Genomic DNA, 24,359 nt, shown 5'->3' with positions numbered 1-24,359 from the left:
AGCTGGCCGGAAGAAGGCCGGAAGCCCTTGGGGGACGTTGCGTTGCCAGATTCACTCCTCCCCGATCCATCTCTCCTTCTTCCATCCCGCAGGTGTTGAAAAGGCGCCAGGAAAGGAGGCGAACCGGGACGCAACGGGCCGGCCTGGCTGCCGCTGTCGGGGCATCGCTTCTCTGGGGCTGCCTGCCGGTCTACTGGAAGGCCCTTTCCCGGGTCCCTGCCCTGGAAATCATCTGCCACCGGATCATCTGGTCCATGGTCTTCACCCTGGCCATCCTCGCTGCCCAGGGCCGACTCAGGCAGCTGTGGCGTGAACTGGCTATCCCTGTCACCAGACTGACCTTTCTGGCAACCTCTTTGCTGGTCGCGGTCAACTGGCTGACCTATATCTGGGCGGTCAACAATGACTATATCGTTGAGGCCAGCCTTGGATATTTCATCAATCCCCTGGTCTCGGTACTGCTCGGAGTTGTCGTCCTGCGGGAACGGCTGCGACCCGGTCAATGGCTGGCCCTGACCCTGGCCGCATCCGGGGTAGGCTACCTGGCCCTCTCCCATGGCCGTATCCCATGGATCGCCCTGGTCCTGGCCGGAACCTTCAGCCTCTACGGCCTGCTCAGGAAAACAGCCCGGCTCCCGTCCCTGGAAGGACTCTTCTGCGAGACCTGCCTGCTCTCCCTCCCTGCCGCCGCCCTGCTCTTGCTGACGAATTCCAGGGGCAGCGCCAGCTTCGCCATGGCGGATCCGGCCACCGTGATCCTGCTGATCTGTTCCGGCATCGCCACCTCGGCCCCGCTGCTCCTCTTTGTCTATGGAGCCCAGCGAATCCACCTCACCGCCCTGGGACTGCTCCAGTACCTGGCCCCGACTCTGCAGCTCCTGCTGGGAATCTTTCTCTACCATGAACCCTTTCCCCGGGAAAAGGGGATCGGCTTTGTCCTGGTCTGGACAGCGCTCGGGCTCTATACCCTGGAGGGCATACTGCGGCTAAAGGGTGAGAGACGATAAAAATCCACGCTCCGGGAATAGCTTGCTCCATCAGGGGAGGGAAACGAAGAGGAATAAACTGTGCACGGACAGCGACAGAGATCGAACCGAAAAAAAAAGAATGGCGGGAGACAGGACGTCTCCCGCCGGAAGGAGGGTATGAAGTACAGGAAAGCCGCCCCGATCAAAGATCAGGAATGTGGTTTGCAAGGCATCTTGATACTGCTTTCCTGCTGAGATGCTTCAAGTTAGAGGGCTCAGGAGGAACTGACCAGAGTGATGGCCGGGGCGGTGCAGCGGGAAATCACCTTGCTGGACACGCTGCCCATGAAGAGCTCCTTGAGGGCTGAGCGGCCACGGCGGCCCATGAAGACAAACTCGGGCTTCTGGTCTTCCACCTCCTGGACCAGGACGTCGGCCGGGTCGCCGAAGGTAAGATGGCGGACAATCTGCCCGGAAGCAAGCCCTTTTTCCCGCAGCATGGCCTCGGCCTCATCAAGCAGACTGCTGCCCGGTTTCTCCGGTTCGCTGCCATTGGCAAGGGCCACGGAGCACTCGGCTGCATCCATCACATGGACCAGAACCATCTTTTCAAAATCCTGGCCTGCCGCCTCGGCAAGAACCACGGCCCGGTCCAGGGCGGCCCGGGCGTTTTCCGATTCATCCAGCGCCACCAGAGCGCTTCTGGGCGGACAGTGCAGGGGACCGGAGCCGGCCAGATAGATGGTACTCTTGATATCACGGTGCAGGACCCCGCTGGTCACACTGCCGATGAACATTTCCTCCACCGCCGATTTGTCACTGCGCTGGAGAATCAGTGAGGAGTACTCCCCCTCCTCGGCCAGCCTGGCGATCCGGTCCACCGGATCGCCATCCTCGATGACGATATCGATGGGGGCATTTATTCCGGCATCAGCGAGTTCCTGGCGGACATTTTCCAAAACCGGCCGGATCTCCTTGTCAATGTAGGCCTGGCGCAGTTCCTGAAATCTGTCCGAAGATATGATCCGGGTGGTCCGAATATCCACATTGGCCATGTGCTGACTGAGATAGCGACCAGCCATGACATGGAGAAGGGTTATTTTTTCAATACGCTGTCCAAGGGTCTCGGCCAGACACCGCATCAGGGCCACTGGCCGGGCAGGGTCGCCCGCCACGTCCAGAGGAAGCAAAAACCTGGTTAACGCCTTGTTCACTGTACTCATATCACAACTCCTCGTCTTCTAGTAAGCCAGCAAAAGCCATACATTGGCGATGGCCACACTGATAATCATGTAGGGAAAAGCGACCTTCATGAAACCGATAAATTTCATCGGATACCCGGCCGATTCGGCAATACCTATGGTCACCACGTTGGCACTGGCACCAATCATGGTTCCGTTACCGCCGAAACAGGCGCCAAAGGCCAGTGCCCACCAGAGGACACCGCTCTCCGCCCCGGGAATGACCTGGGTCAGGTAGGCGACAATGGGCAACATGGTGGCGGTAAAGGGTATGTTGTCGACAAAGGCGCTCATGATAGCCGACACCCAGAGGATGAGGATAATGGAGGTGGTCAGGTTACCGTGGGAGAAATTTACGACCCAGTCAGCGACTATATCAAGCAATCCGGTTTCCTCCACCGCCCCGACCAGAATGAAAAGAAACATGAAGAAGAGCAAAGTGGTCCACTCGATATCCTTTTCGATCAGCTCCAGGAGATCGATCTTCTTGGTCACCATGCCATAGGTAAAGAGCAGGGCCGCTCCGAACAGGGCAGCAATGGACACCTCCATATGGAGAACACCGTGGGTAAGGAACATTCCCACCACAATACTCATAACTATCAGTCCCACTGTCAGCAGGTTGGAATCGGTGATCTGGTACTCTTCCCGCAGCTTGGCGATAAAAGCCTGGATATCCGTCACATGGGCTTTCTTGTACTGTCCCCCATAGACCATCCTTGTGTAGCCAAAGAGAACCACCATACCTACCAGACAGACCGGGGCCAGATTCTTGACAAAATCGGTGAAGGTCAAAGCGGCGTAGGAGCCGATCATGATATTGGGCGGATCACCGATCAGGGTAGCTGTACCACCGATATTGGAGGCCAGTATCTCTGGAATCAGCAGCGCCAGGGGCGAAATACCAAGGGACAGGGCGATCTCGATGGAGACCGGAGTCAGCAGCAGCATGGTGGTGACGTTGTCGAGAAAAGCCGAGGAAACTGCGGTGAAAGACATCAGGATCACCGCCAGCATCAGCACGTTGCCGCGGGCCAGCTGGTAACACTTGTAGGCACACCACTGAAAAACGCCTGTATGCTTAAGGATACCGACAATGATCATCATGCCCATGAGCAGGAAGATGACATTCATATCAATAGCCCTGATAGCGCTCTCGTAAGACAGGATATGATACTCGGGATTAAAAGTGCCGACAGTGTAGCTAATCACCAGCATGACCGAGGCCCCGAGCATAGCCGCCAGGGTACGGTGCAGCAGCTCAAAAGAGATCAGGATATAGGCAAGGACAAAGACGATAGTGGCGATCCAGAAGGCAGGGCCCTGGCTCCGCTTAACCTCGACATCGACCCGGACACTTGTGCCGGCACCTCCCCGGCTGATCTCGGCCCCGTCAATCCTGATCTTTTCCCTGCTGTAACTGGGTTTGTAGGCTTCCACCTCGATAACCGCTGCGTCGATGTCTGCCTGGGGGACCTGAAATACGGCCTGGAATGAACCGTCGGACTCAGTTTTGATCATGGCCGGACCGTGACCGCCATGACCGTTCGCCGGAGGAATAAGTTCCTGATCATTGAGGAAGACCCTCACTTCGGCATCACCGACACCGGCACCATGGGGATTGACGATCTTGCCAAAGACCGAAAGCTGGCCGGTGGGACCGTTATCACCACTCTGATGCGTTGCTGCAAGCCCACTGGCAGAAACAGGCGCACCGCAAAACACATACAAAGTGGTCAGCAGCCAGAACAGCGCCCGAATGGAAAGATTTGGTTGTACTCGTAACGTGTGCATGATCTTGTTTTCTCCTTCGAAACCTGCCGGACAGAGCGGAAGATAAGCCCGCGCTGCCCGATGCTTTGAATTCCATCAATAGAACAGATAGAGCATGGCGAGCAACACGACCAGGAAGAGAATGGTCATGCCGGCACCAGCCTTGGCGTAATCAACTGTTCTATATCCGCCGGGACGCATGATCAGGGCATTGACCTGATGGGTCGGCAGGACAAAGGTGTTGGATGCGGCGAGAGCAACGACCATGGCCGTAACCCGTGGATCGGCACCAGCCTTGACCGCCATGGACATACACAGGGGCACCAGCAGAACCGTGGCACCCACATTGGAGACCACCAGGGTGAAGAAGGATGTAAGCAGTCCGACCACCAGCAGGAAGATAATGGTCGGCACCGATCCGATGGCATTCATGATGGTGGTGGCGATGAACTCGGCCGCACCGGTTTTCTGGAAAGCCAGACCCAGGGGAATCAGGCCGCCAAGAAGAAAAACGGTCATCCAGTCTACGGATTCATACGCCTCGTCCACAGTCATGACCTTGGTCAGGATCATACCGAGAGCACCGGTAAGCAGGCAAACCGAAAGAGACATTTTCATGTCTGGAAAACCGAGCATGGCCATGAAGGGTTTATAGCCAAGAACCATGCTCAGGGCGACGATCAGCCAGAACACAGCGGTTTTTGCCTTGTCCTCGCGCATCAGTTCACCCTTGACCTCAGTGGTGAAAACAAAGGAATTCTTCTGTTTGAGCCAGTGAAAAACCGACCAGGGGCCAAACATCAAAATGGCGTCACCAACTTTAAGCCGGTGCTCGGAAATATCCCCAAAGAGGCAATATCCACCACTGCAAATGGTGATGGGATTCACCTCAAACGCCTCCTTGAAGTGGACCTCGGAGAGGGTCTTGCCGACCAGCTCGGAGCGCTCGGTGATGATACCCTCCATCATGCCGGCATTGTTGGGGGACAGGTCCTCTGCAAAGACGTCAAGATCTCCTTTGAACTTGAGGCCGAAATCCTTGGCAAAGCGCAGCACAGAGTCCTTTGAGCGGGCTATGACGGCAAAGACGTCACCCGGCTCAAGACGCTCGGTCTTGCGTGGAGCCAAACTCTTGCTCTTTCGCCTGGAATGAAACAGGGCAATGATATTGATATGATAATTTTCACGAATCTTCATCTCCTGCAACGTCCGTGGATCACTGAAATTTTCAGGGACCTCAAGTTCGTACAGGGTGTCAATCATGTGGTAGGTGTCGGCAATGGAATCAGGCACCAGGCTGCCTTCTCCACCGTCTCCATCCGATTTGGCCGGCAGAATAAAGCGGCCCAGAAAGATAAAATAAAGGATGGCACTGGCCACCAGGGCTAAACCGATGGGAGTCTGGGTAAACAGGCCAAGAGGCTCCACTCTTTCCGGAAGAAAACCCAGGCTGTTGGCCTGCTCGATCAGATCGTTGAGCAGAATAGTCGGGCTGGCGCCGACGAGGGTGATTGTGCCACCGATGATAGCGCAAAACCCCATTGGCATGAGTATACGGGAAACCGGAATGCCGGTTTGACGGCCGATGCGGATAGCGGCAGGCATGAACAAGGCTGCGGCGCCAATATTCTGCATAAAGCTCGATATGAAGGCCACTGTGCCGGCGATCAGCGTCATGATCCTGCTCTCTGAACGTCCCGCTATCTTGAGAATATTGCGGGCCAGGACATTCATACACCCGGTTTTGTCCAGACCGGCACCAATTATAATGACAGCGATAATGGAAACCACGGCATTACTGGACAGGCCGCTAATGGCCTCCTTAGGGGTAACGACGCCGAGGATGGGCAACATAACCATCATGATGATGCCCACCACATCCACCCGGACCCACTCGAAAATAAACAACAAAATGGCCAGGCCCAATGCCCCCATGACAACGCCCATCTTGGGCGTAAAGACGATGGTATCTGCACTGTTCGCGGCTCCGGCGGCCCAGGCTGCCGAACTGGTCACGAGCAGACACCCTACGACCACAGCAAAAGCCAGTGATAGTCGGTGTTTCCATTTTTCCATTGTGCTCCTCCTCTTTATTGGTACATTCTGAATAAAAAAATCCCTCATCCTGGAGCCAGTCCAGGTTTTTTGTCTTCTGTTCCCCTGCCGCTCCAAAGAAAGGGCGCAGCGCCCGATGCCTGGATTTTCGCCTGGCGCCACCCGCTCTCCTTACTTCCCGGGCAGCAGGATCAGGATTCCTTCACCTTCGGGAGCATCTTCCAGACAGGCTTCCAGGACTCTGAGCAGGGCCTGCTCCGACGGACCGGGAAAGGATCCAGACCTGACTGACGCTCCCCTGAGCTGAATCACCGCCCTGCCCTCATCACCACCAGTACAGCAGAGCCCGAGGACCGTCCCCGAAGCGGAAGCCGAGCCCAAAGCAAAAAGGCAGTTACAGACAAGGTTGAGCAGGAAAAAAGGTGAGGTCGTCACCTGGACGGTCTCTGCCCTGATGATCTCCACCTCGACCCCATATCCCGAAAGGATCCGATGCGACAGCTTGGCAGCCAGTTCGAGCAACTGGCCGATATCCACATCCTGAACCGGATGATCCACGCTGTGGGCAAAGGCATTGAGCCGGTTGACCAGTCCATTGGCCCGTTCCACCTGTCGGTCTATCCTGGCTGCAAGACCGGACAGCCGCTCGGGATCGATCTCTGTTCCACTGTCGGCCATGAGCATGTAATCCTCAATCAACCCGCTGTTCTCGTTTATGATTGCCAGCACATTCTTCAACTCATGGGACAGAGAGGCGGTTATTTTGCCGAAAAACGCCAAACCCTCGGGACCAAGTAGTTGCCAGTCTGTTTTCATGGTACCCATTACTTTTTCAGCGCTTCCTGCATTTTTTCAACCAGCAGGTCGATATTAATGGGCTTGGCAAGATAAAACCCCCTGCCACTCTGGGCGGTACCGGCCTCGTAATCAGCGGCCGAGCCATGACCGGTTACAAAGATCACCTTGATGTTCGGGTTGATCTCATGAATTTTTTTACCCAGATCAATACCAGAGAGACCGGGCATCTTGATATCCAGTACTGCTAAATCGTAGTTCTTCTCATTTATCTTTCCAAGAGCTTCATCTCCACTGGTCACCCAATCCGCCTCTATCCCGCGAAACGACAGGCGCTCCGCCAGGGTGGAGATAAGTTCCTTTTCATCGTCAACAAGCAAGACCTGCATGATTCCACCTATTTTTTCGCTATGTTGAAGGGCAGAGTAATCGTAAAGGTCGTCCCCTCGCCGACCTTGCTTTCCACCTCAAGGGTTCCGTGGAGATCACGGATGAGCCCATAGGTGATGGCTAGACCAAGACCGGTTCCACCACTTTGGGTTCTGGTGGAGAAGAACGGCTCGAAAATCAACTTCAGATTCTCTTCCGAGATACCGCATCCATTGTCACGAACAGCTATGGATATGGCTTTCTGTCCGGGAATACGGCGGACAATGATGTCGAGTTGGCCGCCATCGTCCATGGCGGCAAAGGCGTTGTTGACAAGGTTCAGGATAATCTGCTGCAGCTTTCCGCGGTCGGTCACAATGTCCGGCACATTTTCAGGCACATCCACATTGATGCGGATGTTCTTGTACTCTGCCTCTTTTCGGAGAAAACCCAGGGTCTCGCGAATCAAGTGCTCCACATTGATCTTTGCCACCGAGACCTCGAGCTTGCGGGCAAACCCAAGCAGTCGATGGGTAATGGATCCGGCCCTTTCCACCGCATTGATGATGGAATCCACCGTACTGAGGAGCCTGTCATCTCCCTTGTACGTATCCGTATAAGTGAACAGATCTTTGAGCAGGCCTGCCTTTTCGTTAATAATGGCCAGGGGATTGTTGACCTCATGGGCCACCCCGGCAGCCAGCCGCCCGATGGAAGCGAGCTTGTCGTTCCGTTCCACCTGCTGCAAATATTCACGCCGCCGCATATCAGCCCGGTAAAGCCCCTGAACCACGTACGTAACCAAACACAGGGCCACCACCCCCAAACCTAAGAGCGCAGGAACAAGGACCGCGAGAATAAGACGCCGGGTAGTGGCCATGAGCCGTTCCACCACGTCCTCCGGCACGATCAGCCCCAAAATGAGGTCGGTATTGTTCACAGGTGCGGCACCAACAAATATCGTCTCGGTCACTCCTCCATAAGTCGAGAGATTTTCCATCAGGGTGGCAGCGGGAAGTTCCTTTTCCAACGGCAGGCAAGCGTACTCGCCAGGATCACCACAATACTTGGACGGAGAAAGCAATCTCCCGGAGGCAGTGGCCAGAAAGACGTCCTGGATCTCGTCGAGGCGGATTTTGGACAGCAGCTCGTTGAGCACAAGGTTGTCAAATATCCCCCGGATTATATACGGAGTGCCATCCGCGCCATATACCTTGATCCCGATAAAGACCAGCGGCGTCTGTTCCGGATAAAGCGTGGTGACACCGATCAAGAGCCCCTGCTCACGAACCTCATCGAACCACTGCATTGATTCAATGTTTTTGCAGGGCTCCTCGTACCCTACGCAGGCCTCCAGATTCCCATCCAGGTCGAACATGTCCAGGGCAAGGAAACCGCCGCATGTTTTCTTCAGGTTGGCAAATACCCTGCCCATAACCCCTGGATCGCGGAGATTATCGATCCCGAACGTCAGGGCAATGAACCGCAAGGTGGACTTGTACTGGCTGAAGAACAGCTCGATATCGATAGAGGCATTCTTGGCCAGGACGGCGGTTTCTTCCTCCACCTGCATCAAGGCGCGGTTACGGCTCAGATGATAGAAATACCCGGTGGCAAAGATAATCGGAACAAGGATCAGCGGCATCACTACCGCCACCAGGAACTGCCATTTACGACGAAAGATATACTGCTCGCCGCTTTTACCGGCAACGCGCTCCCGATGGCTCCAGAATTCGGGTTTTATGTACTCAAAGAGTGACATTTCCGCTGACAACCAGGGTCTCTATTTGGCCGCGGCCCGAACCTTTTCGTGGGCTTCCTTGATCACCTTGCTCAGCGCCTTTATATCAACAGGTTTTCTGAGATAGGCAAATGCTCCAAGATCCATGCATTTCTTTCGATCCTCCTCAGACCCGTGACCGGTGAGGATAATGACCTGAATCTCGGGATTCGTCTTCCGGACCTTTTTCAGGACCTCGATCCCGTCGACCCCCGGCATTTTCAGGTCCAGGACCATCACCTCGGGCTTATCCTGTTCAATCAGGCTCAAGGCGGATTCACCGTCATGAACCACGGCCGATCCCATGTTTCTGAGGGCAAGACGTTCAGAGAGGGTCTCGACAAACTCCTGCTCGTCATCCACCAGAAGAACCCTTGACGGCATATTGAAATCATGTTTGCGGTAGACATCGGTCTGATGGAAGTCCTTACCCAGGACCACATCGACCGATTCCACGCCATCCACCTGCTGGGCAATGGTTTTGAGCTCTTCCTTGAGACGGTTGAGCCGGCTGACATTCTTGTTGATTGTCAGGATAACCTTCCCGTTGACCACCTGGACCTGAACGCCATGCCCCTTCCTGGCCAGGGCGACCTCGACCTTTGCCTGGAGATTGAAATCCTCCACCGCCTGCTCCGAACTGGCGGTGGGTTTGAAGATCTCGTCGTCGAGATGGCCGATAATCAGTGAAGCCGCTTCGGTCACTGTTTCCTTGTTCATGGGGATGATCAGGTCGTAATCGGCCGGATCAAAAGGTTTTTCGATTCCACAGTACTTTTTCAGCCACAGGGCACGCTCCTCATCAAGCTTCTTGATCAGCTTCTCGGCATCCCGGGTTGAACCGCCCTGCTTTTCCTGCAGAACCTTGATGCGGAACTCCTTATCGGCAATGAGGCCGACCCGGAAAAAATGGGTTATCTCCCGGGGAATCATCTGGCTTGCATAACCGGTGAGGATAAGATCGCGTCCGGCGGACACCATGAGTATCTTCGAAAGAACAAGCTTGATATAGGCCAGGGCGTGCTGTTTCTCGTGGGTAAACTTCTCAAAAACCGAGGTTTTCAAGGTAAGGGCCCGGCGCACCTTGCTCTCTTCCATTTTGGCGAGAACCGCAGCCTCGGCAACGATCTCGTCCGTAGTTTTGAGTCGGAAACTGGTTTTGGTGACCAGCTCCTGTACCACCTCTTCTTCCCGACAAAAATCTGCACTGAAAATTGTTATGACAGCCATTTTTGTACGTCTCCTTTGTATTGCAAAATCTCAATTAACCTGGCTTGGCATATACCCTGGTCTCTCCACCGGATCACAGGATAACAACCCGATGGTCTCGGCCTCCGGGCCTTCATACTCCCTCACTTCTCTTTTTCGTCTCTAACAGATACTGGATTGATATGATGGGTTTCAGGACCAACCAGCTGAAGAACCGGGTTCTGTACCCGGTCACGGTGGTGCTCTGATCTGTCGGGTGCCGGTTCCGACAGGATGTAACGGACCCCGGACTCCTGATTCAGGATATTCTCGATGGTGGTTTGAATCCTGTTCACCACCACCATCGAGGTAAAATTGATATCCATGGCCTCTGCCTTTTCGGCCAGATCAGCCGCGCTCTGCTCGGCTGTCTCGAAAAAGGCCGCCCTTGCGGCAGCCTGCTCGTCTGCGGAAAGATCGAGAATCTTTTCATCCACATTCAGAGCAATGATTTCCAGGTCGAGCTTCTGTGCCATTTTGAGCGCATAGGCTGTCAGTGAATCGGAGAATCTCTCTCCGCCGACAACAAGAATTTTCGGAACATCACTTTGTGCAGCCATCGCTGGTTCTTTTCAGCAGAAATAAGGTTCAGGAATACCCTGCAAACAGCCCTTCACACATGGACGTTGCGTATCAAACATGATACTTAGCACTTTTTATGCCACAAAAGACCAAGAGAATATTTTTTATTTATTTCAATATATTATACAGAAAAAATAAGAACACAGATCCAGCCAATCCATTAAAACGCACCTTTTCGTTGCACTCTGAAACAGATCTAGACCTCCTGGTGTTACAAAGTGCAACAAGGGAACGAGAATGAGCAGCCGAGACTGTCTGCCGCAAACAAGAGAAGTGTTGCAATTGGCAACATGTTGCGATATGACACAGGGCAGACTGAGTTCAGACTGTTTTTTGATCATGGAACCCGGACCCCTCTGATTGAAATATGCGCATTAACCAGCGAAACAGGCTCATTTTGAGCTGCATCACCCATTTTCTTATCCTGGGTATCCTCTGCGTGATTCCGTTCCACGATTTCAGGCAGTTCGACACCGGACTCGAAACCATGGAACGCTACAGTCGGCTTAACGTGCTGGTGGAGCTGCTCCGGCAGAGCGAAGAAAGCTATCTTCTGTACCAAAGCGAACATGACCTTGAAAAAAACCGGGACCTGACCCGTCAACTGAACCAGGAACTGAAAAATCTACCCCTGACAAACGACCCCGATCTTTCCGGGAAAGACCCCATCCAGGAACTGAACAGGTATGGGCGGCTCTTGAACAAACTGGAAAAAACCGCGGCCATACAGGGTTGGCCTGAACCGCTGATAAGAGATATCCGCCACAGTGGAGACCGGCTGCAATCCTTCAGCCGTCAACTTCTCCTGAAAAGCCAGACCAGGCAGAGAGACATGGTGGATCGTTTCAAACAACAGTTGCTCATCATTGTGGCCCTGTCTGCGATTGTTTCCATCTTGATCTCTCTTTACGTCTGGCGCGGTGTATTTCAGCCACTCAAAAAACTGGAACAGGCTGCTCTTGATATCGCCAACGGCAACTTCCAGACCATTGTCACGGATCCGAAGGGTGCTAACGAAACCCAGGCTGTTTTCAAGGCTTTCAATCACATGGTCAGGGAGCTGGAAGAAGATCAGAAACGACTCATCGAGTTCCACAAGCTCTCCTCCCTGGGCACCCTGGCCGCCGGCGCGGCCCACCAGCTCAACAATCCGCTCAATAATATCGCCACATCCAGCCAGATCGGCCTGTCCGAGCTGGAGAGCGGAGACCCGGAAATAACCTCGCAGATGCTGGAGACCATCCATAATGAGGCCATGCGTGCCGGCAGAATAGTCTCCAGCCTGCTCGATTTCTCCAGAGAACATACGTTTTTTCCCCGCCTGGTCGCCCTGACCGATGTGGTAGAACAGGCGGTCAAGCTGGCTGCCAACGAGATTCCCGAAACGATCCAGCTGGAAATCGCTATTCCCGAGGACATCGTTCTGCGCCTGGATCGTCACAAGATGACCGAGGTTATCTTGAACCTGCTTTTGAACGGGATCCAGGCCATTGGCGACAGCCCGGGAACCATCTCTTTTTCCGCTGCCAGTCAACCGGAGCGGAGCCGGGTTGTTCTTCGGGTACGTGACACCGGTTGCGGAATAGCTCCCGAACATATTGGAAGGATATTCGACCCTTTTTTCACCACCAAGAACGAAGGAGAGGGTTCGGGCCTGGGTCTGGCAGTGGTCTATGGCATTATCAACAAACACGGAGGCTCGATCTCGGTGGAAAGTGAAGAGGGTATGGGGACCATGTTTATCATTATCCTGCCCTTGCCCGAGCAAAAGACCCCGATTTGAAAGACCACACCGTTGAGGGCGTCGCAAAAAGTCCGATCTACGCGTTGCAGCGGATACGGCCATCTCCATCGACCCGGTACGACATCAATAGTGAGCACACCGGAAAACTTGTATATTCAGGACACCCCAAACCTTACACACCATGACTGACACACACATACTGGTGGTCGATGACGACCTGGTAAACCGCGAAAACATCTCCCATGTACTGGAAAAAGAGGGCTATTCAGTCCTGAAAGCGGCCAGTGGTGAAGAGGCGTTGCAAAAACTGAAATCTCACCGTTTCGACCTCGTCATCACCGACATGAAGATGGCACAGGTGGACGGACTGCAGGTGATGACCGCTGTCAAGGAGATGGCCCCGGACGCCGAGGTTATCATCATCACCGGCTATGCGTCTGTCAACTCGGCGGTGGAGGCCATGGACAGGGGAGCCTTTTACTACCTGCCCAAACCTTTCAGCATAGACAAATTGCGTGATCTGGTCTCAAGGGCCCTGGAAAAAACCATGCTCCGCCGTGAGGTTCTCAACCTGCGTCGGCAGATAAACACCAAGGGAGGCGTAACCCAGTTCATCGGCCAGAACCATGCCATTTTGCGGCTCAAGGATGACATCGCCCAGGTGGCACAGATGGACTGCAATGTGCTGATAACCGGCGATACCGGCACCGGCAAGGAGCTTGTCGCCCGGACCATTTACGAGTTGAGTCCGCGGGCCAACAACCGGTTTCTGCCCATCAACTGCGGTGCGCTCACCGAGGAACTGATGCTCAACGAGCTTTTCGGCCACGAGAAAGAAGCCTTCACCGGTGCCTCAAAATGGCGAAAAGGATTACTGGAATCAGCCAATGGCGGGGTAGTGCTGTTTGATGAAATAGGCGAGATGCCAATGACCATGCAGGTAAAGCTGCTCAGAGTACTTCAGGAGCGCAAAATTATCCGTGTCGGGGGGACGCGGGAGATTCCGGTGGATATCCGAATCCTGGCCGCCACCAACCGCAACCTGCAGGAAGAAGCCATGGCGGGGCGTTTCCGCCAGGATCTTTTCTATCGACTCAATGTTGTCTCCCTGCACATCCCGCCGCTGCGCGAGCGCAAGGACGACATCCCTTTGCTGGTGCACCATTTTCTCGCCAAATACCCGGACCCGAACGATCATATCAAATCAATCTCGCCAGAAGCCATGTCCGCCCTCCAGCGCCATGACTACCCGGGCAATGTGCGCGAGCTGGAAAACATCATCGAACGCTCACTGGCCATGTGCAACGAACCGGAGATAAAAATCTACCACCTGCCGCGCGAGATCACCGGTTCGGGGACAATCAACGTCGCCCAGTCAAACTCCGACGAGACAAACGATCCGGCCGTTGCTGAAACAGTTCCCAGCCTGACCCTGGAGGAGAACGAACGGCGCTACATCCTTGAGGTACTCAGATCGGTGGATGGCAACAAAACCCGGGCTGCCGCCATCCTTGGTATCGACCGGGTGTCGCTGTGGCGCAAACTGAAAAAATACCAGAACCAGGGCATTGATATCGACAACGCCACCGGGCAAGAAAAGAAAGAAGCCTGACAGCCGGGCCAGATCACACCGGACCGACAAAGCCGTCCCGCTGAAAAAATCCGGCTTCAGGGAGCACCATGCAAACCTAGAAACAAAAAAAGGTGTTGCCGTCCTTTCAGACCGCAACACCTTTTTCATTCTCTGTGGGGTGAGCGATGGGACTCGAACCCACGGCCTCTTGGGCCACAACCAAGTGCTCTAACCAACTGAGCTACGCTCACCATGTGCTTCGCTCTTATACACGTAAGAAAAAGCTTTGGCAAGTAGAAAACGATCCAATCAATCCAGATCCTTGTGGCAGTGTTTACAGTATTTCGCCCTCTCCTTGATCAGCTCGGCGCAGTAGGGACATTCCTTCAGATAATGGGCTTTAAGGATAGTGGAGATTGCCATATTGATATCCTGCTCCAGGTGGGAGTTGGAGAATTTATGGTTACGCAACGGTTCGATACAGGCCAGGTCATTGATCGGTGCCAAAAGCTCCGCAGCCCGCTTACGGACACTGAGGGTGGCTGCATTGTCCAGCAGAAGGTAGAGAACCGGTTCAAGATTTTTCTCCGCCACGCAGGTGTCCAGGGCGGCGGTAGCCTCTTTCTCCTTCTGGTACCGGACATTCTGCCGTTTGAGGGCCTCGATATCGACCACGGAGCCGGTGAAAGCGTCCTTGCCGCCCACCATCATGTTGTAGCTTTCATCGGAATTGGGTATGCGCATGAACCGATAGGAACCCGAGTGCCCAAACTGGGTTTCGATATACTCCCATCCGTTCACAAACAGAGGGCAATCGTTGTTCAGGCAGATGAACAGGTACTCGGAGCCCCAGCCAAGACCGTCTCCGACATGGATCGGCGGCGCATGGCAGAGGGTGAGTTCCTCGTTGCAATGGGGGCAGGCATGTTTTTCTTCAAGAAATTTCAGTGCAAGTTCCAGCATGACTTCGTGTCTCCTTTCTTTATCTGACAGTATCCTTCTTTAGAGGCAGTGCACAGTTGGTTCCACCATCCTGTGGAACAGGAAAGGGTTGTCAGCTCATTCCTCCACCGTCCCCCATGGAACGGACAAAGAGGAACAGACACCAGCCAATGAAAAGAATGATCAGAAATGTGTTGGGGGAAAATTTCTTTTTATAATCTCGTTTCACTTGTCCTTACCACACGACAAAGGCCCGTACAGGAAAGACCATCGATGGATTCCCTGTCACGGACAAGGACGGGGCCTTCTCACAGCCAGCAATGGTACTCATTCCAATCCACAGGGTCAACTCATACGATTGTTGCAGCGCCGGACGGGCCGGTTTTTCAGCCATCCGTACCACAACACCCTGAAATCAAGGGCCCTGCTTGTCATTTTCTTCCGCTGGCAACCGGACCCCGGATCCCTGAACCATCCGCCCAAGCACCTGGTCCACAGCCTTGGCCTGGGCCATGCGGGCCTGAAGGAATTCCGGAGTGAGATAGGCGGAATTGTGGTCGATAAGCCTGCAAAGCTCGCTGATTTGGGCTTGATCCGCCATGGCCGAAACCCGGGCGAGGTTGTTGATGAAATCATGGACAATCTTACGGCTTTCCCCACTGGTGGACATGATCTCAGCATAGGTGCGCGGGTTCTGCGAGTGGACCCTGGCCATGGCCAGAATGGGATAGAGCGAAGTCAGGGTACAATGACTGGCGATATCCTCGCTGGTTATCGCGTTTGCTTCCAGGGTCATGGCCAGGGCAACCGATATGACGGTGGGCAGTTTCTGGCCAACCCCCATCAGCAGATCGTGCTTACCGGGTGAATCATGAAAAATATCGGCCCCATGTTTGTAGAGAAAAGCCTCGAACTCGGTGCACAGCCGTCCACTGCGCGGCGTACGGACGACGATGGCGTTCTTATCTTTCATGGTTGCGGCCTGCGGACCCCAGAGGTTATGCACCAGCATGACCTCGACCCCGGACCCGGTCACCTCGAGGGCGGCATCCAGGGTGGTCTCCGACTCTCCGGCCAGCAGGATGAGAGCCTTACCGTCCTGGATGTGCGGACCATACCGGCGGATGGTTTCCACTGTGGCGGAGATGGGTACGCAGACCACCACCACATCCACCTGGTTTATCATCTCCTCGGGCCGCAGGGTGGTGGAACGGCCACTCATAAGCACCTCATATCCCTCGTGCTGCAACCGGTCAGCAAACCATTTGCTCATGTCGCCGGTACCGATGAAGCCAAACGAACGGATGTATTTCACCCGCATATCCAGCCGGGGGAAAGAGCCGAGCAGACGAATGGAACCCGGCACCTGAATCACCCGGTTTTCCACATGGACAATGGCATCGGCCATTACCGGATCCTGGATATGCCCTTCAGCCTCGATATAGATCTGCAGTTTCTGCGTTTTGACATCGTTTTCAGCCCGCATGTCCAGGATATTGATCCCACGCCTGGAAAACTCACCAAGAATATCCACAAGCATACCGAGCCGGTCTTCCAGGGGCCGGGTGATAAAGGCGGTGGCGTCATATCCGGTGGGCACAGCCAACTCCGGCCCCAGCACTGCATACCTGGTCCTGTTATGGGGCGCCACTTCCCGTTCAAGAATATGCAGCCCGCGGGCGACAAGCATCTCTTCTGTATCAATAACCCCGCGTCCCGGCAGACCCAGTTCCCGGATTTCATGGACAGCCCGGTCCAGGTCTGTGACACTCATCAAGGTGATGTCGGGGAAATTGCTGGTGATATACTCCTCGCTCTGACCAAGAACAGGACGCTTACCCACCAGGACCTGCAGATCCTCTTTGGAGATGGCCGGATCGAAAACGCCCAGCGACAAATGGGCCGGCAGGAGGATATTGTCGATCCAGTAGCCATCTCTTATTTTTTCAAACAGACGGAAATACTGCTTGTTCTCCCCTTCCCTGGTATTATAGATGGGCACGATGGCCAATTGCACCTCGCCGGCGGCAAAGGCTTCGATCAGCCCGGTGGTGTGGGGATAAAGCCGTATCCCGGCACCGGGAGCATACATTTTGGCGGCCTGCCAGGCATGGCAGTGTTCAGGTCCGAGAGTGGCTACAGTCAGCATGATACAGAGATTTCAAGATGTTTGGTTATCACTTGTCCTGAGAACAGATGCGCGGACACCCACTCCCTGATGCACAGGGTTCAGGCTCTCCGCCGGCAGCGCTACCGGACATAATGCGGGAACGAAAAGTAAACTTAACATTTAAAACAAAAAACATAAAACTTAAAAAATTATTCCAGTGCCTGAAAAACCTTCTCCAGTTGGAGAATATGTCAACGCCCTGAAAAACTCGGACCGGTTCGGTCCCCAGGTCGTGGCCCACAGGATTTTTCCAGCCATCGATGCCGGGACCGCGAAAAATACCAGAGTTTTGCCCGGACCCCTGACCAGCCTGCTGGAGGCCATGGGCATACCCGCCCTCTATTCCCACCAGGCCGAGGCCATCGAATTGATCCAGCAGGGAAATGACGTCCTCGTATCCACACCCACGGCCAGCGGCAAGAGCCTGATATACAATCTGCCGGTCTTTGCCGCTCTGCTGAAAGATTCGCAGGCCAGGGCTCTCTACCTCTTTCCGCTCAAGGCCCTGGCCCAGGACCAGGCACGGACCATAACCTCCCTGGCAGAGCATTTGTCCGTAAAGACAGTGTTCCCCCAGGCCATATGCAGCATCTATGACGGAGACACCACCTCACATCAACGCAAAAAAATCAGGGAGTCACTACCCTCCATTCTGATCACCAACCCGGACATGCTCCACCTTTCCCTTCTTGCCTACCACGAGATATGGGGACACCTCTTTGCCAACCTCACCCATGTGATCATCGACGAGGTCCATACCTATCGGGGAGTCTTCGGCTCGCACATGGCCTGGGTGCTCCGACGGCTGCAGCGGATCTGCCGTCTCTATGGTGCAGATCCGGTCTTTGTTCTCTCCTCGGCCACGGTGGGCAACCCGACAGAGCTTGGCCGCAAACTGCTGGGCCGGCATGTTCAGGCAGTGACCCGCTCCGGAGCACCGCGGGGCACCCGGCACGTCATCCTCCTGCAACCGCACGACTCGGCCGCCGGCAGCGCAACCATGCTCCTGGATGCAGCCCTGCACCGCAAGCTGCGCACCATTGTCTATACCCAGTCCCGAAAGATGACCGAACTTATTACCATGTGGTCCTCCCGGCGTCTCCAAAAACGGCAACAGGAGCAGAAAATCGCGTCCTACCGGGCCGGATTTCTCCCTGAAGATCGGCGGGCAATAGAAGAAAAACTGGCCAGCGGACAGCTTCTGGGCGTGATTTCCACCTCGGCCCTGGAACTGGGGATCAATATCGGCAACCTGGACATCTGTATCCTGGCAGGCTATCCCGGCTCCATAATGGCCACCTGGCAAAGGGCCGGCCGGGTAGGCAGGGCAGGACAGGAATCCCTGGTCGTCCTCATCGGCCAGGAAGATGCCCTGGACCAGCACTTCATGCGCCATCCCGATGATTTTTTCCAGCGTGAAGTGGAGCCGGTCACCCTTAATCCGGACAACCGTATCATAGCCGGACAACACCTGGTCTGCGCCGCGGCCGAGCTGCCCCTGACAACCTATGAACCCCACCTTAATACGGAACATTTTTCTGCCCTGCTCGACAAACTCACCGGTCAGGGCGCGCTTTTGCGATCTGCCGACGGGACAACCTGGTTTGCAGCCAGAAAATATCCGCAACGGGAAGTGGACCTGCGGGGCAGCGGTGCCCGTTTTCATATTTTCAGGCAGAACAACCGTGAACCCCTGGGAGAACTGGATGGATTGCGGGCCTTAAAGGAGTGCCATCCAGGCGCAATCTACCTGCACATGGCCAGAACCTGGCACGTGGACAGCCTGGACCTGGAAGGGAGGGAAGTTCTGGTCAGGCCGGTATCTGTATCCTACTTTACCAGACCCACCACCAGCAAAATCACTGAAATAATAAAGGTGCTGGACACTGCTGCCTGCGGGGCCACCCGGGTCCACTACGGCGTCCTCCGGGTCACGGAGACCATCACCGGCTACGCCCGGTACCTGGTCGGTTCCCAGAAGATGACAGGCCGTTATCCCCTGGATCTGCCACCGCAGATCTTTGAGACCCGGGGACTGTGGATCGATATCCCGACCTGGATCCAGCGTCGGCTGGAAAAACAGCAGATGCACTTCATGGGCGCAATCCATGCCCTGGAACATGCTGTCATAGGAGTCATGCCGCTGATGGTCCTCTGCGACCGTAACGACATCGGCGGCATTGCCCACCCTTTCCATGAGCAGGCAGGTGGACCGGCCGTCTTCATCTATGACGGCCATGCCGGCGGAATCGGCCTGAGCGAAAAAGGATTTTCCGGCATTCAGACCCTGCTTGAACAGGCCTGCAAAACGGTCAGTTGCTGCGGTTGCGACCGGGGATGTCCCTCATGTGTGCATTCACCCAAGTGCGGTTCCGGCAACCGACCCATCGACAAGCACGCCTGCCTCCATCTCCTGAACCTGCTCCTGGGTCCGGAACGGAAGGATGAGCAAAACACCCGACGACCGGACACACTTCCCCGGCCTGCACAGACCCTGGAGAGAGCCTCGGCAAAACAGAACCGGCCTGCCGTCTCCTCAGGCCACCACCCGGAGAAAAAGAGGCCAGACACACAAAACACACAAGATATACAAAAAATACAAAAAATCCTGCCGGAACGATGGGGTGTTTTCGATGTGGAAACCCGGCTCTCGGCCCAGGAGGTAGGAGGTTGGCACCGGGCCCACCTGATGCGCATCTCGGTGGCCGTGCTCTACGACAGCCGAAAGGATCGTTATCTGCATTTTACCGAGGAACGGATCGACGAACTCATCGACCACCTCTTTTCCCTCGACCTGGTGGTAGGGTTCAACAACAAACGCTTTGACAACCGGGTGCTCTCCTACTACACCCGAAAAAAGCTGTCCAGCCTGCCATCTTTTGACATCCTGGAAGAGATCTCCGCCCAGCTCGGCTATCGCCTCAGCCTTGACCGGCTGGCGGAGAACACCCTGGGAATCCAAAAGAGCGGAAATGGATTGCAGGCCCTTGAATGGTTCAGACAGGGCAGAATGGAGATCCTGACCAGGTACTGCCAGAAGGATGTGGAAATAACCAGGAATCTGTTTCTGTTCGGGTTACAACAGCGCTACCTGCTTTTTCGAAACAAGGGTGGCCAGGTCGTGCGCCTGCCGGTACAATTCGAAAACACGATCCACCGGCTCGTCAAGGATATTCCGGCCCCTTGACCGACGGCTCAACGCCCGGCGCCCACCAGCATCCTGGCCAGGGGGGAAACATCGGGCCGGAATGAATACGTCCGATCAGGGCCAGATGAGCTTCTTGTAAATCCAGCCGGTCAGTTGCGGATGGGACACCTTGACCCAGTCGCCCTTCTGGTCGACCTTTTTCAAAATGACCTCCCGGGCCACCGAGCCGATTTTCTTATACCTGGTCCCGGGACCGGAGCGTACATTGGCCTCTGTCTTCACCGAGACGATCACATGGGGTGTCTTGTCAACCAGGGAGGAGTAGATCCAGCCCCTGGCCCCTTCAAAGTCCACCACCTTGAGCCACTTGCCCTTTCGCCCGAGCACTTTGAGAGGATAGCCGGCCGGAAGCTCGTAGAGAACCTCATACTTGGTATCCGGACCGGAACGCATGTTCACCCCGTCCTTGACCACGCTGACATACTCGGCAGCCAAGGCAGAACCGGAGGCAACACCAAACAGCACCACACAGGCAACAATCAACAAAAGACCATACTGCAGTTTCAACTTCATCGAATTCTCCTGTATCGGAAAACCAGCAGTCAGAATCGAATTCCCGGTCCGAACTCTGCCGGATGGTGGCATCCCGGGCAGTTCCGCCCTGGTTTTCCCTTGTTGGCATGCCCGGGTCCCCGGGCATGATCGTTTAGCGGAAAATCACCCTGGTTTGCAGTGTTACCAGGATGATTTTCATCATTTGCTGTGGCTGGACAGTACCGGCCAGTACTGAAATTCGCCCGTCATGCGGTCTTCGCCGCATAACTACCTGAAACACCTTGAAAAAACAAAAATAATCAGTTATCTTTTTTCTGCTTGCAGATGGATGAAACGCTCAATTCAGGACAGATAAAACGTCGCCCGCTGAACCTTGCTCCGAGGTTAAATACATCAAAAATTCCTGATTGCCCCTGGCCCCGGTGATCGCCGAGGCGACAATACCCTGACAGAACAGACCCATCCTGTGACCACAACGAAGAACCTTGGACAGGGCCTGCCTGTGCAGATCCGGATCGCGGATGACGCCACCGCTGGCTACCAGGTCACGGGGCAGCTCAAACTGCGGTTTGACCAGGGCCATGATCCGCACCACTTCCCCGAAGAGCTCACCAAGTGGCTTCAGCAACAGCTCCAGGGAAATAAACGAAGCGTCAAGAACCGCAAAATCCAATGGTTCTGGAATCTGCCGCCGGCTGAGAAAACGGGCGTTGGTACGTTCCAGGACCACCACCCGGGGGTCCTGGCGCAATTTCCAGTCAAGCACACCGTAGCCCACATCCACTGCATACACCCTGGCCGCGCCACGCTGCAAAAGACAGTCCGTAAACCCACCGGTGGAACAGCCGATATCGGCACAGACCAGAGAACGCACATCCACCCCAAGTCCCTCCAGACCACTTTCCAGCTTTTCCCCGCCACGACTGACAAAGCGGCGGCGTTCCTTAAGGCCAAGCCGGAGGTCCCCGGGCACCATGGTCCCGGCCTTGAGACCAGACCTCCCGTCCCGAATCACCACCTGTCCCGCTCCGATCAGTCGTCTGGCCTCGTCCAGGTCCGTGGCCAGGCCCCGTACCACCAGGAGTTCATCCAGGCGTATTTTTCCGGCCAAAGAGTGCTTCGCCTTCTTTACCATACCCTTTGCCTGGTGGGGTACCGGAGGGTATCCTACAGCTTCTCCAGCCGTTTACGGGCCTTTTCAGCTTCAGGAGTATCGGGATAGTCCTTGATCAGTTTTTTATAGATAATTTTGGCGGTTTCGTTGTCGGTCAGTTTTTCAAAGGAGATACCCTGCTTTAAAAGTGCCATGGGAGTATGGGGATCCCGGGCGTGATTGGATATCACCTTCTGGTAATCGAGAATCGCCAGATCATACTCGCCCTGGGCAAACAGGCACTCTGCCATGTAAAAGAGAGTTCTGGCTATCTTTTTACCACCGGGATTTTCAGCCAGCACCTGCTCGAAAATCCGGTAGGCATCCTTGTACTTGCCAGCCTTGAATTCTGCCATACCCTGGCTGAAAAGATCCCCTGCCGGAGCAGGCCGGGTGGTCGCCGTGGCTCCCCCCCCTCCGGCCTTCTGCACTGCCGGAGTTTTTTTCTGCTGCGGTGCGGCTTCCGACTGAGCCACCACCACCTGGTCCCTGCCGATTTTGCGTTTTCTGCGATCGGCCAGGACCCGGACAAAACTGCTTCCATCCGTACCGGCCGAAGCTGCCACTACTGTCCGTTTCCTGGCCTCCTCGGCCCGCCTGGCTGCCTCGCGGGCCCTCTCCTCCGCAGCCTGGATCCGAGCCTTGCGCATCTGCTCAAGGCTTGCGGCCAGCTGATTCACCCGGGCCTCGATCTGATCGAGCCGCGCTTCCAACTCGGCAATCCTGCCACTGTTTTCCGTCCGCAGCTGACCGATCATCCCCTGGATGTTGGCTATGTTTTCCTTGGTTTGCTCCCGGAACCTGGTGGCCAAGTGGGCGTTTTCTTCCAACTGGGATTTGAGCTGCAGAACCTCTTCACTCACCTCGTCAAGACGACTGACCGAGCTGGCCTGGCGTTTTTGCAACTGGTTGACAGTGGAACTCTTGACCTCTTCCACTTTTTGATTGACCACCCGGATCTGATAACTCAAATCCCGGATCTCATCCTGGGACGCACATTGACAGAGCAGAAACAGACAGCTGCCGGCAACAGCCAGAGAACGTATTTTTTTCATCAGGGCCTCTCTCGGGTATCAATAATATCCTGAACCTTGCAGGTTCGGTTTCTCGGGACTGATAACGCTGCTCATTTGGGCCGGCTGGACCACTGGGGATAGGACTGATTGCCCTTAAGGTCAAACAACAACCGCATACCCTTGCCGTTCTTGAACACGGCCCATATACGCGACCGCCCGTCCAGTTTACGGGAAAAAGAAATCTGCTTGCCATCCGGCGACCAGGTGGGTGATTCAAAATCTCCCGGACCGGACGTGACCTGGACCGGAGTCTCGCCGCCCCTGGGCGAGATGGTAAAGATATGGTACCGACCATCTTTTATGGACGTATAGGCAATCAGGTCACCCCTGGGTGACCAGGCCGGCTCGCTGTTCTCAACCCCGTCAAAGGTGAGCCGCCTGGTCCGCATTGTCTTCATGTCCATGATGTAGATCTGCGGCCGGCCGCTGCGGTCAGAGACAAAGGCCAGGTGCCGGCCGTCGGGTGAAAAGGAGGGCGAGACATTGATCCCGGTCCTGGCAGTGAGCCGCTTGAGTATCCTGCCCTGGACAGTCATAAGATACAGATCAGGGGTACCATCCTTGCTCAAGGTCACCACCATGGTTTTGCCGTCCGGCGCAAAGGCCGGCGCCAGGTTCATACCCTTGCGGCGGGAAATAGCCCGGGTGACCTTGTTCTGGCGCAGATCGGTGATATAGAGGTTCTGATTGCCACGGTGATAGGAGGAATATGCCAGGTAGCGGCCATCCGGGGAAAAACGGGGTGAGACGGTGAGGTGCCGATGGCGGGTGATCTGGCGGATCTTCCGCCCGAGAACATCGGCCACGTAAACTTCCTTGCGTCCGGTGGCGTCTGAGACAAAAGCAATGGAAGTCCGGCTGATACCGGGTTCTCCGGTAAACTCCTCGACCAGGGCATCGCAAAGCCTCAGCACCATATCGTCTTGCCGGGCCGCACCACCCCGATAACGGCGACCGGTGAGCATCTTGTTTTCCGCTACGTCCATGAGCATTGCCTCAACCAGCAAGCCCTCACCGCTGGGTTCATAGCGCCCGGTTATCACATAATCCACCCCGAGACCTTTCCAGTCCGCATCCTGTCGCCCATCGTAACGCTCCGGAGCCAGAACCATGACAAAACCATGAAATTCAAGCCCCCGGGAGAGCAGGTCGGCCATTTCCCGGCCTCTTTTTTCCACCACCCCTTC

The 24,359-nt window shown here is 55.2% G+C and carries 18 protein-coding genes and 1 tRNA gene; 4 read left to right on the top strand and 15 right to left on the bottom strand.

What is annotated here, in order from left to right:
• Positions 1-95: 95 nt before the first annotated feature.
• The gene (rarD, locus tag ACXJJY_RS02960) at positions 96-1,007 is read left to right on the top strand and encodes an EamA family transporter RarD (protein ID WP_456385220.1); all 912 of its coding nucleotides are present in this window, start codon (positions 96-98) and stop codon (positions 1,005-1,007) included.
• A 236-nt stretch (positions 1,008-1,243) separates the two neighbouring features.
• Here rarD and ACXJJY_RS02955 read toward each other — a convergent pair whose 3' ends face one another.
• The 8 genes from ACXJJY_RS02955 to ACXJJY_RS02920 form a co-directional block, all read right to left on the bottom strand.
• Positions 1,244-2,191 carry a universal stress protein gene (locus ACXJJY_RS02955; protein WP_456385219.1) on the bottom strand — a complete coding sequence of 316 codons (948 nt, stop codon included), beginning with the start codon at positions 2,189-2,191 and terminating at the stop codon, positions 1,244-1,246.
• An 18-nt stretch (positions 2,192-2,209) separates the two neighbouring features.
• Positions 2,210-4,003, bottom strand: a complete 1,794-nt coding sequence (locus tag ACXJJY_RS02950; protein WP_456385218.1) for an ArsB/NhaD family transporter — start codon at positions 4,001-4,003, stop codon at positions 2,210-2,212.
• 75 nt (positions 4,004-4,078) lie between these two features.
• Complete coding sequence (locus ACXJJY_RS02945; protein WP_456385217.1) at positions 4,079-6,058, bottom strand: SLC13 family permease; 1,980 nt, start codon at positions 6,056-6,058, stop codon at positions 4,079-4,081.
• 150 nt (positions 6,059-6,208) lie between these two features.
• Entirely contained in the window at positions 6,209-6,862 is a 654-nt protein-coding gene (locus tag ACXJJY_RS02940) for a sensor histidine kinase (RefSeq protein WP_456385216.1), read from the bottom strand.
• Entirely contained in the window at positions 6,862-7,221 is a 360-nt protein-coding gene (locus tag ACXJJY_RS02935) for a response regulator (protein WP_456385215.1), read from the bottom strand. The genes ACXJJY_RS02940 and ACXJJY_RS02935 overlap by 1 nt, the downstream gene beginning before the upstream one ends.
• 8 nt (positions 7,222-7,229) lie before the next feature.
• Entirely contained in the window at positions 7,230-8,963 is a 1,734-nt protein-coding gene (locus ACXJJY_RS02930; protein WP_456385214.1) for a sensor histidine kinase, read from the bottom strand.
• Positions 8,964-8,984: 21 nt separating this feature from the next.
• Positions 8,985-10,211: a response regulator gene (locus tag ACXJJY_RS02925; protein WP_456385213.1), complete on the bottom strand. Its 1,227-nt coding sequence runs from the start codon at positions 10,209-10,211 to the stop codon at positions 8,985-8,987.
• Positions 10,212-10,333: 122 nt separating this feature from the next.
• On the bottom strand, positions 10,334-10,789 hold the full coding sequence (locus ACXJJY_RS02920; RefSeq protein WP_456385212.1) for a hypothetical protein: 456 nt from the start codon (positions 10,787-10,789) through the stop codon (positions 10,334-10,336).
• Between the two features lie 389 nt (positions 10,790-11,178).
• Here ACXJJY_RS02920 and ACXJJY_RS02915 point away from each other — a divergent pair, with 389 nt between their 5' ends.
• Positions 11,179-12,594 (top strand): sensor histidine kinase, encoded by a 1,416-nt coding sequence (locus ACXJJY_RS02915; protein ID WP_456385211.1) that lies wholly within the window; start codon positions 11,179-11,181, stop codon positions 12,592-12,594.
• A 142-nt stretch (positions 12,595-12,736) separates the two neighbouring features.
• Positions 12,737-14,167: a sigma-54-dependent transcriptional regulator gene (locus ACXJJY_RS02910; protein ID WP_456385210.1), complete on the top strand. Its 1,431-nt coding sequence runs from the start codon at positions 12,737-12,739 to the stop codon at positions 14,165-14,167.
• 135 nt (positions 14,168-14,302) lie between these two features.
• Here ACXJJY_RS02910 and ACXJJY_RS02905 read toward each other — a convergent pair.
• From ACXJJY_RS02905 to ACXJJY_RS02895, 3 genes are all read right to left on the bottom strand, one after another.
• Positions 14,303-14,379, bottom strand: a tRNA-His gene (locus ACXJJY_RS02905).
• A 58-nt stretch (positions 14,380-14,437) separates the two neighbouring features.
• Positions 14,438-15,091 carry a zinc ribbon domain-containing protein gene (locus ACXJJY_RS02900; protein ID WP_456385209.1) on the bottom strand — a complete coding sequence of 218 codons (654 nt, stop codon included), beginning with the start codon at positions 15,089-15,091 and terminating at the stop codon, positions 14,438-14,440.
• A 394-nt stretch (positions 15,092-15,485) separates the two neighbouring features.
• Positions 15,486-17,219: a prephenate dehydratase domain-containing protein gene (locus ACXJJY_RS02895; RefSeq protein ID WP_456385208.1), complete on the bottom strand. Its 1,734-nt coding sequence runs from the start codon at positions 17,217-17,219 to the stop codon at positions 15,486-15,488.
• Between the two features lie 178 nt (positions 17,220-17,397).
• Between ACXJJY_RS02895 and ACXJJY_RS02890 the strand changes: the two genes are divergently transcribed.
• Positions 17,398-20,427 carry a DEAD/DEAH box helicase gene (locus tag ACXJJY_RS02890; protein WP_456385207.1) on the top strand — a complete coding sequence of 1,010 codons (3,030 nt, stop codon included), beginning with the start codon at positions 17,398-17,400 and terminating at the stop codon, positions 20,425-20,427.
• A gap of 75 nt (positions 20,428-20,502) precedes the next feature.
• On the opposite strand, the gene ACXJJY_RS02885 is transcribed toward ACXJJY_RS02890, so the two are convergent.
• The 4 genes from ACXJJY_RS02885 to ACXJJY_RS02870 all read right to left on the bottom strand — a co-directional run.
• The gene (locus ACXJJY_RS02885) at positions 20,503-20,961 is read right to left on the bottom strand and encodes an SH3 domain-containing protein (protein WP_456385206.1); all 459 of its coding nucleotides are present in this window, start codon (positions 20,959-20,961) and stop codon (positions 20,503-20,505) included.
• Positions 20,962-21,280: 319 nt separating this feature from the next.
• Entirely contained in the window at positions 21,281-22,078 is a 798-nt protein-coding gene (locus ACXJJY_RS02880; protein WP_456385205.1) for a TlyA family RNA methyltransferase, read from the bottom strand.
• 32 nt (positions 22,079-22,110) lie between these two features.
• Entirely contained in the window at positions 22,111-23,151 is a 1,041-nt protein-coding gene (locus ACXJJY_RS02875; RefSeq protein ID WP_456385204.1) for a tetratricopeptide repeat protein, read from the bottom strand.
• 71 nt (positions 23,152-23,222) lie between these two features.
• The coding region (locus ACXJJY_RS02870) for a protein TolB (protein ID WP_456385203.1) at positions 23,223-24,359 on the bottom strand (1,137 nt) is incomplete at its 5' end.

It is taken from the genome of Desulfolithobacter sp., assembly GCF_054025815.1.
Note: the sequence above shows the minus strand (reverse complement) of the source record. Positions and strands in the feature narration are given on the sequence as shown.